The sequence below is a fragment of the Nocardia sp. NPDC004573 genome, assembly GCF_053602135.1.
Genome location: NZ_JBSGDA010000007.1, coordinates 224,967 through 241,595 on the forward strand (window position 1 = coordinate 224,967; position 16,629 = coordinate 241,595).

The window sequence follows — 16,629 nt, forward strand, 5'->3', positions numbered from 1 at the left end:
TATCGGAGGCCAGCATGAGCAACGCCACCGTCTTCCGCAGGAAGATCACCCCGACCGAACGTCTGTACTTCTTCACGCGCGCGGTGACTCCACCGTTCGTCATGCACTTGGCCGTCCACGGCGACGGCAGCCTGGATCCGGCGGCGTTGCAGCGGGCCGTCGACGTGGCTTCGGCGGCCAACCCCGGTGCGCGCTTGGTCCGCGACGGCGACGACTGGGTGGACTGCGGTCTGGCCGCCACCGTGCGCCATGTGCCCGGCTGGTCGCTGAACTACGCCGCGCTGGAGAACGACGCGGTGCTGAACACACCTATCGGTCCCACGCCGGACCGCACCACCGAAGTGCTGCTGCTCACCGGCGAACAGACCACCATCGTGTTCCGCGCCTTCCACGGCGTGATGGACGGGATGGGCCTGCGCCTGTGGGTCGACGACGTCTTCCGCGTGCTGCGCGGATACCCGCCGCTCGGCGCAGCCGATCCCATCGCCGACGCCGAACTCGTGGCCCGGATCGGCGCGCCGGGTAAACCGACGCTGGTGCTACCCGCCTTCAAGGCGGCGACCGGGCGCGGACGCCAGAACCGGGCTGCCCCGCGCTGGCTGCTGCGCCACCGATCGATCAACGCGACCGGTAAGGGCATCGTCGCACGGGTGGCGGCGATTCTGGCCGCGGAGTCTGGAGCGAAGTCGCGCTTCATGATTCCGGTCGACCTCCGCAGGCACGACCCCGTCCTGCGCTCCACCGCCAACCTGGCCCTGCCGCTGTTCCTCGACGTCACCCCCGGTGAGAACTGGGAGACGATCAGCGGCCGGATGCGCGGCGGGCTGCGGGAGCGCAAGGAGCTGAACCAACTCGACAATGGCCGACTGTCGAAATTCCCACCCGGCGTGATCCGCGGGGTCCTGCGGACGAGCAACTGGCTCGGGGCACGACTGAACCGGAACATGGTGTCGGCCATCGTCTCCCACATGGGCGCGTTCGATCTGGACGAGATGGCGCTGCCGGGCTGGACACCCACCGACGTGCGGCTGCTGCCTCAGCACAGCGGCGCGATGCCGCTGCTGTTCGTCATGGCCGAAGTGGGCGGGAGGCTGGAGCTGACCGTCTCCTGCCGCAACGGCGCTGGTATCGAGGTCCGGTTGGAGGCGCTGCTGGACAAGATCACCGCGCGGCTGGAGGCCGAGCTCGCGGCGCCCGAGGTGGTCGCGCGATGACCGGCCCGATTCGCGTCGTCCTCGCCCGGCCCCGCATCGTGCTCGCGGTCGTGGCCGGAGTGATGCTGCTGGCCGGGTTGCTCGGCCTCGGAGCGTCCGACAAGGTCACCGCAGCCGGATTCGTTGATCCCGGAAGCGAGTCGGCGCGGGTGGACGAGTTGGTGACCGAGCACTTCGGCCCGCAGAATCCCGACGTGGTCGTGCGGTACACCGCACCCGAGGGACAGACGGTCGACGACATCGGCCCCCGCGTTCAAGAGACGCTGGCCCGTATCGACCCGGCCATGCTGCAACGACCCATCGAGACCTATTGGAACGCCGGTCTCGCGCGTAGGCAGTTCCTGCGGTCGGCGGACAATCGGCACGCTCTGGCGGTGGTGTACCTCGCCGGTGACGCCAATCAGCGCGTCAGCGCGTATCCGGACATCGAGCCCCAGCTCCGGGTTCCGGGTATCGCCACCGATCTGTCCGGCTACAGCGCGATCTCCACCGAGATCAACGAGCAGTCCCGCAGTGATCTGATCCGGGCCGAATCCCTCTCGCTGCCACTGACCTTGGTGATCCTGGTGGCGGTGTTCGGCGGACTCGTCGCCGCGTCCTTCCCGGTGGTGGTCGGCGGACTGACGGTGCTCGGCGCCATGGGCGCGATCCGCGTGCTGGCCGAGGTCACCGAGGTGAGCACATTCGCGGTGAACGTCGCCTCGCTGCTCGGGCTGGGCATGGCCATCGACTACGGGCTGTTCCTGGTCACCCGCTTCCGTGAGGAGGTCGCCGCCGGGCACGACACGAAGACCGCGATCATCCGCACCTACGCCACGGCCGGCCGCACGGTCGCGTTCTCGGCACTACTGCTGATCTGCGCGTTCGCAGGCACGTTCGTCTTTCCGCAGGCGGTGCTGCGGTCTCTGGGCATCGGCGCGATCACCGCGGTGGCGCTGGCGGCCACGCTCTCGCTCACCGTGCTGCCCGCCCTGCTGGTGCTGTTCGGCGCGCGCATCGGCTCGGCGCGGGCTACCGATCGCGCCGAGCGGTTCTGGGGACGCCTGGTCGACCGCGTGCTGCGCAGGCCGGGTCTGGTGACCGTGGTCGTCGGCGCCGTCCTGCTGGTGCTGGCGGCTCCGCTGGCCGGACTGCGGCTCGGCGACATCGATCATCGCGCGCTGCCCGAGGGCAACGAGATGCGCACAGTCGTCGAGGAACTCACCGCCCAGTTTCCCGCGGCGGGTAGCGGGGTCACCGCCGTGCTGCACGGGGTGCACGGGCCACCGCAGTCCGCCGCCGTCGACGCGGCCGTGTCGGCACTCGGCGACGTCGAGGGGGTACGGCAGGTGGTGCAAGTGGGTCGCGCGGAGGACTTCGTGGTCTTCCACGCGTTCCTGAGCAACACCGACCGCACCGAAGCGGCGGGCGACACCGTTCGTGGCATCCGCGAACTGACTCCACCGGAGGGCACCGCCCTGTGGATCGGCGGCGATACGGCGGCGACCGTCGACAGCGTGCGCTCGATCGTCGCGCGGCTGCCGTTGATGATCCTCGTCATGGTCGCGGCGACGATAGTGCTGCTGTTCGCGGCGTTCCACTCGATCGTGTTGCCGCTCAAGGCCGTCGCCATGGCATTCCTGAGTTTGGCGGCCACGTTCGGTGTACTCGCCTGGATCTTCTGCGGCGGGCATCTGTCCGGCCTGCTCGGCGTGAGCACCGGACCGATCACCGCGGGCATGCTGGTGCTGATCATCGCGGTCGTCTTCGGCCTGTCCACCGACTACGAAGTTTTCCTGCTGTCCCGCATGGTCGAGGCGCACGACGCGGGCGCCGACACCGCCGCGGCGGTGCGGGCCGGGACGGTCAAGACCGCCCGCGTGATCACCGCCGCGGCAACCCTGCTGGTGATCGTCACCGGAGCGTTCACCCTGTCCCCGCTCACCCCCATGCGCTTCCTCGGCCTCGGCATGATCATCGCCCTCGTCGTGGACGCGACCCTCGTCCGGATGCTTCTGGTCCCCGCGCTGGTCCAGCTGATGGGCCCCGCCAACTGGTGGTCGCCGCGCCGCCCCCGCATCATCCCCACCACCGTCCGGGAACGCACGCCTACCCCGACCTGACTCATCCGAGTGGCACATGGCCGAGAGGTCCGCCTCGACTATGTGCCACTCGCCGGTCCGCAGCTAGGCGACCAGTTCCAGGAGGCCGCGCGGATCCCATGGCATCGGGCCGGTCGGGAAGGTGAGGCGGATCAGGCGGTGGGGCGGGTCCGCGTCGAAGTGTGCCACCGCGGGTGGGAGGAACCCGCCGAGCACCTTTTCCAGCATCGTGTTCAGTCCGGACAACCGTGGCCGCAGCCGGACCTGCCAGCTGGTGATGCGCCCCGCCGGTACCTCGACGACGGTGCGCTGCTCCACCTTCGCACCGAGCGGAACGTGCACCGAGAAGGCCAGCCACAGATCCACGCACTCTTCGGCGCCCTCGGCGAAGTCCAGGCCGCGCAGCAGTGTCAGGCCACCGGCCAGCGGCATCACGTTGGCCGGAAAGGGCGCGATCCCGCCGCCGAACTGCAGATGGGCGGTGCCGATGAAGTTCGCTTCCTCGCGGGTGACCACCATTGTGCCCGAGCGGGTTTCGGCGCGATAGTGCTCGGCCCGCAGCCGGTCTCCGGAGCGCTGGAACCGCTGCTCGATGGTCATCGCGAAATTCCCGTGTCCCAGTCCCGCCTCGAGGATCGAGCGGTAGCCGTCGCCGTCGTGGGCGACCACGCTGATCAGGTCGAGCTTCGGCGGCCGATCGGCGATGGTGACGCGGTAGACGGACTTCTCCCCGTCGGGGATTCCCGGATCACGAAACGCGGTGTGCACATGTCCTCCTCACAGTGTGGCCTCGGCCGCCGCCGCGAACACCGCTTCGAGCGTGGCCACATAGCGTTCGACGGAGCCGTGCGCCACCGGCGTGTCCGGGTAGATGACGCTCAGCGTGGTTTCCGACGCGAGCCGGTTGATCCAGATCAGTACCTGCTCGGACGCCGCACGATTGGCGTACAGCCCGCACGACGCCAGGTCGAACAGCTCGTTGCCGAGCAGCTCTCGGGCGTCCACGTACGAGATCATGGGCGTGGACCAGCCCGGTTCCAGGTCGAGATCGGAGTCGGCGGGCAGCAGTTCCACCACGCGCTGGAACGAGGTGGGGGCCAGGCGCAGGCCGTTCTCGTAGGCGCGCTGCGCGATTGCCGCGGCTCGCGCGAAGGTCGTGGTGGCGCCGATCGGGAAAGCCACCGGCAGCAACGTCACGTACCAGCCGACCGACGCGCGTTCCGCGGCGGTGCTTCGGGTGCTGACGGGTGTCATGCCGAAGTAGTAGTCGCTATCGATGAGTTCGCGCTCCGTCAGCGCCGCCGCGGCGAAGATGCCCCCGACGAATTCGGCGCCGTTGGCGCGGCAGACCCGCTCGAACCGTCGCGCGGTGTGCTCGTCGAACAACGTGACCGTGCGGTGAGCGCTGCGGTTGTACACATCGGTGCGCCTGCCCAGATCCAGCGGGAACGAGGGCAGTCGGCCGTCGTTCCCGCGGATCAGCTCCAGCCACTTCCGCACGCCGGGCGAGGCGAGGGTCATCCGGCCCGTGTACTCCCGCTCGGCGGTGCAGTAGTCGAGGTAGCTGGCCGTGGGGGCCAGCATGCCGATGTCTTCCCACACCTCGCGCAGATACAGCAGCGCGAGGTCGAATCCGGACAGGTACTGGCCGAATCCGTCGGTGTGCAGATGGTCGACCGCCAGGTAGACGGTGGTCGAATCGTCGCGTTCGATCGCTCCGAAAGTGAAGCAGTCCCAGTCGAAGGGCCCGGGCGTCGTCTTCTGGACATGATCGCGAACAGCCCTGGCCTCGTCGACGCGGCCGTAATCGATCGGGACGAATTCGACGTCCTCCACCGGCACGAGGTGCCGCTCGATCGCGCCGGTGGAGTCGATCCTGAACCAGGTCCGGAACGTGTCGTGGCGCAGCAGGAACGCGTTGACCGCACGCGTCATCGCGGCCAGGTCGAGGTCGCCGGTCGGGATCTCCGCGGTGACCAGGCACAGACCGGAGTACCGGAAATCCGCTCGGGCGTGCCGATCGGCGAGCCGAAGATACTGCTCCTGCTGGTGTGCGGGCGGGGCCGGGTAAACCGGCGCCCGCCGGGCGCGCGCCACCGATTCCGGTGACGCCGCCCAGCTGACCAGTCGGCCGGGTCCCGGCTCCCATTCATCGATCAGCCCGAAACTGACCACGGCGATACCTCGTTTCGACGACGGCGGTCGGTCACGGCCTGGCCTCGGCCCCCGCCAGCGCCAGGACCGGTTCGCCCGCCGCACCGTTCGAATCCACCCGCTCGGCCGGCGGCACGGCCGGGTCCGGAACCGACTGCGTCTGACCGGAATCCGCGGCCAAGATCAGCTCGGCCACCTTCGGGCCTGCCTGCTCCAGGCTGAACGACCGGCCCATCTGCAGCGACATCAGGTCGATACCGAGGGTCTTGGTGACCCGCGCACCGAGCTCGACCGCCATCAGCGAATCCAGCCCGAGTTCGGGCACCGGAACGGTCATATCGATGGACTCCACCGGCACGCCCATGACGACGGCGAGTTCCTCGGCCATCTTGCGGGCGACGAAGGCCCCGCGCTTGCTCTCCTCGATCGCGGCCACCTCGGCCCGCAGGCGGGCCAGTTCGGAGGTGTCCTTGGCGGAGGCCTGCGCGAGCGCGATGGTGCGGCCGGTACGGGTCAGCTGCGGAAAAGTGCCGGTCAGTTTGGCCCAATCGGTCGGGATGATCGCGGCGCGCGCCACCCCCAAGCGCAGCGTCTGCTCGAGGTAGGCGGTGGCGTCGGCCATGTCGATCGGGTCGAAGCCCACCAGATCGAGGTACTTCAGCGCCGTCTCGTCGGCGGCCATGCCGCCGGTCGCGCCGGACAGGTGACCCCAGCCGACGCACAGCGCCCGCTCGCCCGCCCGGGACCATTCCTCGGCCAGCGACTCCACCGCCACATTGGCCGCGCAGTAGTTGTACTGACCGTAGATGCCGTACATCGAACCGCCGGAGGAGCACAGCACGAACATGTCCAGCCGGATCCCGGCGTCGGCCACGGCTCGATGCAGGACCCGCGCGCCGTGCACCTTCGGGCGGTACACCTTGGCCAGCTCCTCGAACCGCATCGCGGCAAGCCGATTGTCGGCCACCGCACCCGCCGCGTGGAACACCCCTCGCAGCGGGTGCTCGGCGCTGTGCGATCGCGCGACGATCGCTGCGACCGCATCCGGATCGGTGACGTCGGCCAGTTCCTCGACCACTTCGACGCCCACGGTGCGCCACGCCTCGAGCTGACGGCGCGCCTCCTCCGTGCTCGCGCCGCCGCGACCGAGCAGGACCAGCCGCCGCGCCCCACGCAACACCAGCCAGCGACCGATGGCCATCCCGAACCCACCGAAGCCGCCGGTGACCAGATACGTGGCGGTGCCGTCGATCTCGATCCCGGCCAAATACGGCCGCACCGCCGGGGTGGGCGAATCCATGCGCAGCGCGATCCGGGCGAGCCCGGTCGACCGGATGGTTTCCTCGAAGGCCCTGGCCACCTCGTCGGTGTCGAACAGTTTGTAGGGCAGCGGCCGGTAGGTGCCCGCGAGCACCTTCTCGTAGACCCGCTGCAAGAGGCGGGCCAGCCGCTGTGCGTCGACGGCGACCAAACGGTCGAGATCCATCGAGAAGTACGCCAGGTTCTTGTCGAAGTTGGCCATCTCGAGCAGGCCGCCGGTGTAGATGTCGGCCTTGCCGACCTCGACGATCCGCCCGAATTCCGCGACGGCGTGGAAATTCTGGCGCAGGATCTCTCCGGGCGCGCTGCTGAGCACGACCTCGACGCCCTTGCCGCCGGTCAGCGCCAGCACGTCGTCGACGAAGTCGAGCGAACGTGAGTCGATGGCGTGATCGGCGCCGAGGGCGAGCACGTGGGCACGGCGCTCGTCGGTGCTCGCGGTGCCGATGATGCGCGCACCGCGATCCTTCGCGACCTGGATCGCGGCCGTGCCGACACCACCCGCAGCGCCGTGGATCAGCACCGTCTCGCCCGGTTCCAGCCGCGCCAGATCCAGCAGCGCGTACTCGGCCGTGCCGAAGGCGATGGTGCTCGTGCAATATCCGGGATCGGCGTCGGCCGGCAGCGGGATCGCCAGCCGGCGGTCGACCACGACGTAGCGCTGCATCATGCCCTTGGCGGCGACAGCGACCAGTTCGCCCACCGCGACATCGGTGATATCCGCGCCCACGCGCACCACCTCGCCGACGCCCTCCATCCCCGGCACGGTGCCGAAATAGGTGGGCGCGAGCTCCCGCTCACCGAGCAGGCCGATGACCTTGAGCGGATCCTTGTAGTTGAGGCCGATGATCTTCATCCGCACCTCGATCTGTCCCGGCCCGGGTTCGCGCCGCGGGCACTGCCGCCACGCCAACGCCGACAGCAGCCGGGTCCGGGGCAGTTCGAGCGTGAAGTTGGCCTCCGGGTCGGTCAGCGGTGCGGCGGTGTCCAGGGCGTCGAGACGTTCCTGCAGCGGCTTGGTCACCAGGGGGACCCAGCGCTTGCCGTCGCGCAGCACGACCTCGTCCAGGTTGTCGCTCCAGAACGCGCCCGGCACGGCGAGTTCGCGGATCAGATCGGTTGTCCCGGTATCGGGTTCCACGTCGATCAGCCGCCAGCGCAATGCCGATTGCTCGTTGAGCAGCACCCGCCGGGCGCCGGCCAGCGCGGCATGATTCGAGTTCGGCGGTATCGGGCTGTCCGGCAGTGCGAACGCCCGCTCGGTCACCAGGGTCGCATGACACCAGCCTTCACCGAAGACGCTCTTGGGCCCCTCGTCGGTGGTCTCGGGATGGACGAACTCGTCGAGGGCGACCGCGATCCGCTCCAGTACCCACAGATCGGCGACATCGTCCTCGACCGCGCCCGCGACCACGCAGACGTGCAACCGGTCGGCGCCCTCGGCCTTGGCGGCCGCCAATGTCGCGGCCAGGTCGGAGGCGAGTTCGCGACCCGCCACCCCGGCCACGTAGAGCCGGGAACCCGGGATCGCGGCGGCCAGCTGTCCGGCCCGGCGGCAGTCCGCGCCCAGCGCGACGAGCACCGTGGTCACCGAATCCTGTGGCAGCGCGGCGGGATCGAGCGGATCGCGCTGTTCCAGCGTTTCGGCGTAGTAGAAGTCGACCATCCGGTGCAGCGGATCCTGCCCCGGCGCCAGCGCACCGATCTGCACGCCGCTCAACCGCATGACCAGGTTCTGTTCGTCGTCGAGCAGATCCACGTCGGCGCGCAGCCGGGCCCGGGGATCGCGGCGCGCGACGACCGTGATCCGCTCGGGCAGCGGGGCGACCAGCCGCACCGCCGCGACGCCGACCGGCACCAGCGTGCCCTCGTCGATCCGGGCGTCGGCGAACAACAGCGCCGCCGACTGCATCGCCGCATCGACGACCGCCGGGTGGGCGAGGTGCCCGGAGTCCGCGGCGATGGAGCCGTCGACGGTGGCCACCACCGCGTCCGCGCCGACGCGCACGGAGATCACGCGACGGAAGGCCGGACCGTACTGCAGCCCCGCCGCGGCCAGGCCGCGGTAGAACATCTGCGGGTCGACGTCCAGACCGACGTCCAAGACCGGGACCGTGACCTTCGTGGGCTTGTGGCTGCCGGTCAGCGTGCGGCCGAACGCGTGCACCGTCCAGGCCGTGCCCGTCGCCGAGCGCGATCTGATCAGGAAGCGGCCGCTGGCCTCCTCGACGGTCAGCGCAACCAGCGGCACGTCCGGCGCGGCCATGATCAGCGGGGCCACGAACCGGACCTGTTCCAGCGCGACGCGTTCGACGCCCAACCGGGCGGCCGTGGCGCTCAGCGCGGCGTCCAGGTACGCCGCACCGGGCATGATCTTGACGCCGTTGACGACGTGATCGGCCAGCCACGGCAGCAGTTCGGTGCCGACCTGCAGCAACCAGTCCGGCCTGCCCTCGACGTCCGGGTCGCCCAGCATGGCGTAGGTACCGGGGGTGCCCAGCCGTGCCTGCTCGAACAGCGGCAGCGCCGAATGCAGCCGGGTCCGCTGCCACGGATAACGCGGCAGCGGCACGTGCGGCGTGGCGGGATGCCGCGCGGGGAACAGTGCGTCGAGGTCGAGCACGCCGGCGGCGTAGAGACCGATGAGGGTGCGGCGGATGCTCTCCGAGTCCGCCTGCTTGCGATCCAATGTCGCCACCGTCGTGCCGTTGACGTCCGCGCCCAGCAGGGCCTCGCGAATGTTGCCCGACAGCACCGGGTGCGGGCCGACCTCCAGGTAGACCCGGCTGTCGGCCCCGATCAGCTTCGTGATCGCGTCGGCGAACCGGACGGGTTCGCGCACGTTGGCGCACCAGTACCCGGCGTCCCAGTCGGGGCCGTGCACCGCCTCGCCCGTGACCGAGGAGTACAGCGGCACGGTCGGCGCCTGCGGCTGCAGCCCGGCCAGCGCCGCGCGCAGCTCGTCCAGGACGGGGTCCATCAACCGGCTGTGATAGGGCACTTCCACGCGCAGTCGGCGCGCGAAAACGCCGTCCTCGGTGAGCTTCTCGGCGATCTCGTCCAGTCGATCGACGTCACCGGACAACGTGAGCGAACTCGCACTGTTGATCGCGGCGACATCCACGCGCGGGTCGTCGCCGACGAGCTCGCGAGCCTGCTCGAGCGACATCCCGACCGCGAGCATGCCACCCGAGCCCGCAGTCGTCGCCTGCAACCTGGCCCGGTGGTAGGCCACCAGCACCGCGTCGCGCAACGACAGCATGCCGCTCACGTAAGCCGCCGACACCTCGCCGACGCTGTGACCCAAAACCGCCGCGGGCCGGACGCCGTACTCGGCCAGCTCCCGCACCAGCGCCACCTGCACCAGGAAATTGGCCGGCTGCGCCACCTCGGTGCTGGTGACCCGTGACTCGTCCTCGGGCCGCAGCAGTTCCTCGATGATCGACCAGCCCGCGATCGCGCGGAACTCCGCGTCTACCGTCTTCGCCGTATCCGCGAAGACGCCTTCGCCGCCGAGCAGCTCGCGGGCCATGCCCCACCACTGCGGACCCATGCCCGAGAACACGAACACCGGTTCGGCCGTGCGCGCCACGATCGTCCGCGCGGCGTCGCGACCCGCGCCCGCGGCGAACTCGCGCAGGTCCCGGACCAGGTCGGCGGTGTCGCCGACGAGCATGCCGGTGCGGAACTGGGGATGCGCCATGCGGGTCCAGGCGGCCTCGGCCAGCCGCCCCGGGTCGGCGCCCGCGGTGATCAGATCGGCGAACCGGCCGGCCAGCGCGCGGGCCGCGCCGGTACTGCGCGCCGAGATCGGCAGCACACCGAAATGCCGTGCCTGCTGCGCCGGTGGCCGGGAGACCTGCCGGAACTCCTGCAGGATGGTGTGGGCGTTGGTGCCGCCGTAGCCGAAACCGTTCACCGCGATCGTCATCGGCTCGGCGTCGTCGGGCAGCGCCTGCGCCTCCAGTTGGACGTGCAGTCCGAGCTCGTCGAAGGGAATGCCGGGATTGGGTTTGTCCAGCCAGCCCTGCGGCGGGATGGTGCGATGGTGGATCGCCAGCGCCGACTTGATCACGCCGGCGATACCGGCCGCGGCCTCGGTGTGGCCGAGTGTCGACTTGACCGAGCCGACGCCGAGCGATCGCGTGCGCCCCGCAGGCGCGCCGAACACCCGGCCCAGCGCCCGCAACTCGACCGGATCGCCGACCAGCGTGCCGGTGCCGTGTGCCTCGACGTAGGTGATGGTGTCCGGCGCGAGCCCCGCCCGGCTGCACACCGAACGAGCCAGAGCCTCTTGGGAGTCGGCGTTGGGCACGGTGATCGCGGTGGTGCGGCCGTCCTGGTTGACGCCGGTCGCCTTGACCACCGCGTAGATCCGGTCGCCGTCGCGGACCGCGTCGTCCAGCTTCTTCAACGCCACCATGCCCGCGCCCTCGCCGCGCCCGTAGCCGTCGGCCGAGGCGTCGAAGGACTTGCAGCGGCCGTCCGCGGCCAGGAAGCCGCCCTTGCACATCAAGACGAAGGTCTCCGGCTGCAGCATCACGTTGACACCGCCCGCGAGCGCCACCTCGCAATCGCCGTTCTCCAGCGCCTGGCAAGCGAGATGGAAGGCGACCAGCGACGACGAGCAGGCGGTGTCGACCGTGAGCGCGGGCCCGACCAGGTTCAGCGCGTAGGCGATCCGGTTGGACAGCATGGTGTACGACGCGCTGGCCGGAGTGTGCATGTCGGTGTGGAACAGGGCCGGGCCGACCACGCCGATCACCGACTGGTCCACCACGAATCCGCCGACGTAGACACCGATCGACGAGCCCGCCGCATGCCGCGCGATCCCGGCGTCGTCGAGCGCCTCCCAGGTCACCTCGAGCATCAGGCGCTGCTGCGGATCCAGCACGGTCGCCTCGCGGGCGGAGATGCCGAAGAAATCCGGGTCGAACTCCCACGGGTCGATCGTCATGAAAGCGGCGCGCTTGGTGTAGCTGCGCCCCGGCGTTCGCGGTTCCGGATCGTAGTAGCGGCGGTAATCCCAGCGATCGGCGGGCATATCGATCACGCCGTCGCGTTTGTCCAGGACGAATTCCCAAAAGGTGTCGGGTGAGTCGATTCCGCCTGCGAATCTGCAGCCGATGCCGACAATTGCAATATCCGACATGCACATCCTCCGGGTCGGATCTAGTTGATCGCCATTCTTGTCCGGCGATTCACGAATTGGCGTGTGCGCAGCTGGCGACCGCCCCAGCGTAACGGCGACCGCACCACCCGTCGCGGACTCAGGGAGACTTCACAATCCGGCCGAACATCGCTTTGTAACATTTCGAGATTCTGGCTTCTTCGTCGGCGAAATGCACTGAGATGACTAGGTTTTCAGCTCGTACGTGATCCTCGCCGGCATGCGATGTCATCGATCAGGAGGCGGCATTGTTCACGCGCTGGGCCGATACGCTCGTGCGACGGCGATTCATCGTCCTCGGGCTCGTCGTGGCCGGCCTGCTCGCCCTGGGTGGGTACGGCTTCGGCCTAGGTGATCACCTCAGCGTCAGCGGGTGGGACGATCCGACGTCGGAATCGGCGCGCGCGGCTCGGCTGAAGGACGAGGCGTTCGGGCGCGACCACATCGCCGACGTGCTGTTGTTGTTCCATGCCCCGGCCGGGAAGACGATCGACGATCCCGCCTTCGCCGCCACGGTCGTGAGCCACTTGAACAGCCTGCCGCGACGCTTCCCGGATCGGATCGGCAAGATCAACGCCGCCTACTGGCGCACCGACACCGGGCTCGAACTGCCGGATATCTTCGGCTCCCAGGACCACGCTCACGCCTTCGCCTCGATCGCCATCCGCGGCACCGACGACACCGAGGTGATGCGCAACTACCGAGCCGTCGCCGACGAGTTCCGGCTGCCCGGTGTCGAGATGGAGGTCGCAGGCGGACAGCCGGTCGCGGCCGCCCTCAACGACACGATGGCCCACGACCAGCGACGCATGGAGCTGTTCGCCGTCCCCGCCGTGGCGGTGCTGTTGTTCTTCCTGTTCGGCGGGGTCGTGGCGGCCGCGCTCCCGCTCGTCGTCGGCGGGCTGACCGTGCTGGGCGCCTGGGGGATCATTCGCGCCTTGACCACCGTCACCGAAGTGAATTCCTTCGTCTCGCCGGTGGTCTCGATGATCGGCCTCGGCTTGGCCATCGACTACGGGCTGTTCCTCGTGAGCCGGTTCCGTGAGGAGCTGGCCGACGGTCACGAGGTGCCCGACGCGGTACGGCGCGCGGTCGCGACCGCCGGGCGGACCGTAGTGTTCTCCGCCACCGTCGTGGTGGTCGCCGCGGGCGCGATCCTGCTGTTCCCGCAGGGCTTCCTGCGTTCGTTCGCCGTCGGTGCGATGGTGACGGTGACGCTGGCGGCGCTGATCTCGATCACGGTGCTGCCCGCCATGCTGGCTGTGCTCGGCCGGCGCGTGGACCGGCTGGGGTTCAACCGTTTCCACGCGCGCCGGGCGAGCGACCGCGAGCAGGACAACGGGTGGGGCCGCGTCGCCGGATGGGTCATGGGAAGGCCGCTGGCCGTCGCGGTTCCGCTGGTGGCCGTCCTGGTGGTGCTCATCGCGCCGGTGCGCGAGGTGGCATTCGGCGGCATCACCGAACGCTTCCTGCCGCCGCAGCATCCGGCCCGCACGGCGCAACAGCATTTCGACCAGATCTTCCCGCTGCGTCAGATCAACCCGATCGACCTGGTGCTGATCACCCATGACAGCGCCGCGATCGACGCGGTGGTCGCCCAGGCCGGTCGCGCCCCCGGGCTCGTCACGCCGTTTCCCCGCGCGGTGCCGGGACCGGGGCATCCCAACGTCTTCACCACCTCGACCGTCCTGCGTGACGCGCACGCTGCGAACGCGACCATCGACTATCTGCGCTCCATGTCCGTGCCGCAGAGCACGACCGTGCTGGTCGGCGGGCAGCCCGCGAAGCAACGCGACAGCGTCGACGCGTTGCTGCGCCGCATGCCGCTGATGATCGCGCTCGTCTTCCTCGTCACCACCGTGCTGATGGTGCTGGCTTTCGGCTCGGTGGTGCTGCCGCTGAAGGCCGCGCTGCTGAACCTGCTCGGACTCGGCTCCACGCTCGGCATCCTCACCTGGATCTTCGTCGAGGGCCACGGCGCGGGACTGCTGGAATTCACCCCGCAACCGATCATGGCACTGGTACTGGTGCTGATCGTCGCCGTGATCTACGGCTTGTCCACCGACTATGAGGTATTCCTGCTCGCCCGCATGGTGGAGGCGCGCGCGGCCGGCGCGACGACCACCGAGGCGGTCCGCGTCGGCATCGCCCGCACCGGGTGGATCATCACCGCCGCCGCCCTCATCCTGGCGGTGGTGACCGGCGCGTTCGCTCTGTCGGATCTGGTGATGATGCAATACATCGCCTACGGCATGGTCGCGGCGCTGTTCATCGACGCGACGATCCTGCGCATGCTGCTGGTGCCCGCGACCATGCGGTTGCTCGGCGACGCATGCTGGTGGACGCCGTCCTGGCTGCGCCGCGGCGGGCGTCGTCGTGCCGAGGCCGAGGATTTCCACACCGAAGCTCTCTCCGGACCCTCCCAGGTCCGGTAGGCAGGGGCCACGAAATCACGCATCTCCCCGCGCAGCAGCCAGGTGCCGCCGCCCGACGACCGGCTGTACACGGCGTCGAACACCCCGCCAAGCCCTCTTTCGGCGACTCATGGCCACGCGCTGAATCGCTCTCTGGTAAGCGTGCGCGATCACTGCGGGGCAGTCTTCGGGATGCCTCGGTGCCATCCGGACCACGGTTGCCGCCTGGACTGCGGTGCCCGAACCCCCGTTGCCGCGGAATCCGGCCTCGCACGCGAGGACCGTCGGCGCTGGAACGCCTCGTCGAAGGAGGGCGGAGCGGTCAGCTCGCGGTCGACCAGCTCCACCGGCTCGTTGCGGTCCGCGCGCGGTCCGGCAGCGCCAGCGTCAGGGCGGCGAGGCCGAGGGCGGCCGCGGCGATGGCCGAGAGCATGACCATGCTGCCCGACAACGTGTGCGCGCGGAAGAACAGCGCGCTGAGCACCGCCAGCCCGACCGAATTGCCGATCTGTTCGATCGTGGGCAGCACTCCCGACGCCTCCCCCATCGCGCGATCGTCCAGGTCGGCCAGCATCAGCGGCTGCAGCGGCACCCCGAACACCCCTACCCCGAAACCCGCCAGGAACACCGGCCCGGCCACCAGCGGCAGATTCACCGCGCCGGAGCCCACGTACAAGTAGCCCACTCCGACCACGACGCACCCCGCGAAGACGGCGATACCGGCGGCCGGTGCGCGAATCCCCCAGCGGCTGACAAGTACCGGTGACAGCACCGCGCCCGCCCCGGCTCCCAAGGCGAACGGCGTCATCGCGGCACCGGTACGCAGCGCGGAGAACCGCAGAACGTCCTGCAGCAGGATCGAGACGGTGAAAACGAACGCGGTGAACAGGCCGAAGAAGACCGTCACCAGCACCGATCCGACCGCGAATCCGCGGTCGGAGAACAGATCCAGTCGCACCAGCGCCCGGCCGCCGCGGCGGCGCGTCGCGCGTTCGCGGGCTACGAACACCGCGCCCAGCACCACCGCGGCCCCGATGCATGTCCCGTGCAGCGGCCGCCAGCCCGTCTGTTGACTGTCCGACAGCGCGAACAGCAGCAGGAACAGCGCCGCGGTGGCCACCACGGCTCCGCGCATATCCAGCGGGCCCCGATCCGTCGCCCGGCCCAGTCGCAGGTAGCGGGCGGCCAGCGCGATGGCCACCACGCCCAGCGGCAGGTTCATCAGGAAGATGGCGTGCCAGCCGAGCCCGAACGGATCCAGGGTGATCAGCCCGCCGCCGAGGATCGGCCCGAGCATCCCGGCGAAACCGGCAGTCGCGCCGTACACGGCGAAGGCGTACTGATGGTGCTCGCGCCGGAAACTCGCGGTGATGATGGCGATGGTCTGCGCGGCCATCCCCGCGCCCGCCACCCCCTGGACGATCCTGGCGATCACCAACTCCATTGCGGTGGATGACACTCCACACCACACCGAGGCCACCGTGAAGGCCGCCGCCGACCACAGGAACATCCGGCGGCGGCCGACGATCGCGCCGACACGAGCCGCGGTCAGCAGCACACAGGCGAACGCCAGGGAGTACCCGGCCACCACCCACAGTTGCTCCGACCGCGAGGCCCCCAGTTCCGCGGTGACCACCGGGAGCGCGGTGTTGACGATCGTCACGTCGATCATCTGCATGAAGACCGAAATCAGGCATGCCCCGAACGATCCGAGGGCGACCGCCGCCTCCTTGCGGGTCATCGAATCACCGTCTTCGTCGTCGGCCGCGAATCGTCCCGAAACTTGTGCCGACAGCTCCGAGAGCAGGTGTCGTTTTCCCTCGATCAAGGGTCGACGCTCGCAATTCCGCCTGTGCGTTCCGCGGCGGAGGGATTCGCTCGGTGCTGTTCATCGTGGCCGAATTCACCTCGCGTTTCGATCGCCGGTCGTAGTCGGCCGGTTTCCACTATCGGAGACGTCTGCCACCGCGACGGCCTGTTCGCCGGAAATATCGCGCAGTCCGGCTCCCGGCCCCGGATGAGAGGACTCGAATTCGCAGTAAATACCATCGCATGTCCGATGAGCAGCTTTTCGTGCGATTCTGTGCGCGATGACAATTCGGTTCGGCAACCATTGCCGGGAATTCCCAAACCGGTGGTGCGAGCGCCACCATCCGAGGCAGCGCAACGTGCGTCGAGCGGGGCGTCCTTGCGCAGGATCGGCTATGCCGTGACCGAGGCGTACGCCCAGGCGTCGGCAAGATTCGCCGGCCATGCGGCGCGTCATGGCTTCACCC

Annotated in this window: 7 protein-coding genes; 3 read left to right on the forward strand and 4 right to left on the reverse strand. The window is 69.4% G+C overall.

Annotated features, from left to right (window positions below):
• Positions 1–14 precede the first annotated feature (14 nt).
• Both ACWEKR_RS14410 and ACWEKR_RS14415 read left to right on the forward strand, forming a co-directional pair.
• The gene (locus tag ACWEKR_RS14410; protein ID WP_452354851.1) at positions 15–1,214 is read left to right on the forward strand and encodes a peptide synthetase; all 1,200 of its coding nucleotides are present in this window, start codon (positions 15–17) and stop codon (positions 1,212–1,214) included.
• Positions 1,211–3,316 (forward strand): MMPL family transporter, encoded by a 2,106-nt coding sequence (locus tag ACWEKR_RS14415; RefSeq protein WP_452354852.1) that lies wholly within the window; start codon positions 1,211–1,213, stop codon positions 3,314–3,316. The genes ACWEKR_RS14410 and ACWEKR_RS14415 overlap by 4 nt, the downstream gene beginning before the upstream one ends.
• A gap of 63 nt (positions 3,317–3,379) precedes the next feature.
• On the opposite strand, the gene ACWEKR_RS14420 is transcribed toward ACWEKR_RS14415, so the two are convergent.
• The 3 genes from ACWEKR_RS14420 to ACWEKR_RS14430 are packed head-to-tail and all read right to left on the reverse strand — an operon-like array spanning position 3,380 to position 11,921.
• Positions 3,380–4,063, reverse strand: coding sequence for a hypothetical protein (locus ACWEKR_RS14420; protein ID WP_452354853.1), 684 nt, complete (start codon positions 4,061–4,063; stop codon positions 3,380–3,382).
• A 9-nt stretch (positions 4,064–4,072) separates the two neighbouring features.
• The gene (locus ACWEKR_RS14425; protein ID WP_452354854.1) at positions 4,073–5,470 is read right to left on the reverse strand and encodes a condensation domain-containing protein; all 1,398 of its coding nucleotides are present in this window, start codon (positions 5,468–5,470) and stop codon (positions 4,073–4,075) included.
• A 31-nt stretch (positions 5,471–5,501) separates the two neighbouring features.
• Positions 5,502–11,921 (reverse strand): type I polyketide synthase, encoded by a 6,420-nt coding sequence (locus tag ACWEKR_RS14430; RefSeq protein ID WP_452354855.1) that lies wholly within the window; start codon positions 11,919–11,921, stop codon positions 5,502–5,504.
• Between the two features lie 266 nt (positions 11,922–12,187).
• On the opposite strand from ACWEKR_RS14430, the gene ACWEKR_RS14435 reads away from it, so the two are divergent.
• Positions 12,188–14,374 (forward strand): MMPL family transporter, encoded by a 2,187-nt coding sequence (locus ACWEKR_RS14435; RefSeq protein WP_452354856.1) that lies wholly within the window; start codon positions 12,188–12,190, stop codon positions 14,372–14,374.
• Positions 14,375–14,675: 301 nt separating this feature from the next.
• Here ACWEKR_RS14435 and ACWEKR_RS14440 read toward each other — a convergent pair whose 3' ends face one another.
• Complete coding sequence (locus ACWEKR_RS14440; RefSeq protein WP_452354857.1) at positions 14,676–16,094, reverse strand: MFS transporter; 1,419 nt, start codon at positions 16,092–16,094, stop codon at positions 14,676–14,678.
• Positions 16,095–16,629 lie beyond the last annotated feature (535 nt).

Bases quoted from the DNA above. Each gene is read 5' to 3' on its own strand.
- ACWEKR_RS14410 (WP_452354851.1), top strand. From the start codon at position 15: ATGAGCAACGCCACCGTCTTCCGCAGGAAGATCACCCCGACCGAACGT.
- ACWEKR_RS14415 (WP_452354852.1), top strand. From the start codon at position 1,211: ATGACCGGCCCGATTCGCGTCGTCCTCGCCCGGCCCCGCATCGTGCTC.
- ACWEKR_RS14430 (WP_452354855.1), bottom strand. From the start codon at position 11,921: ATGTCGGATATTGCAATTGTCGGCATCGGCTGCAGATTCGCAGGCGGA.
- ACWEKR_RS14440 (WP_452354857.1), bottom strand. From the start codon at position 16,094: ATGACCCGCAAGGAGGCGGCGGTCGCCCTCGGATCGTTCGGGGCATGC.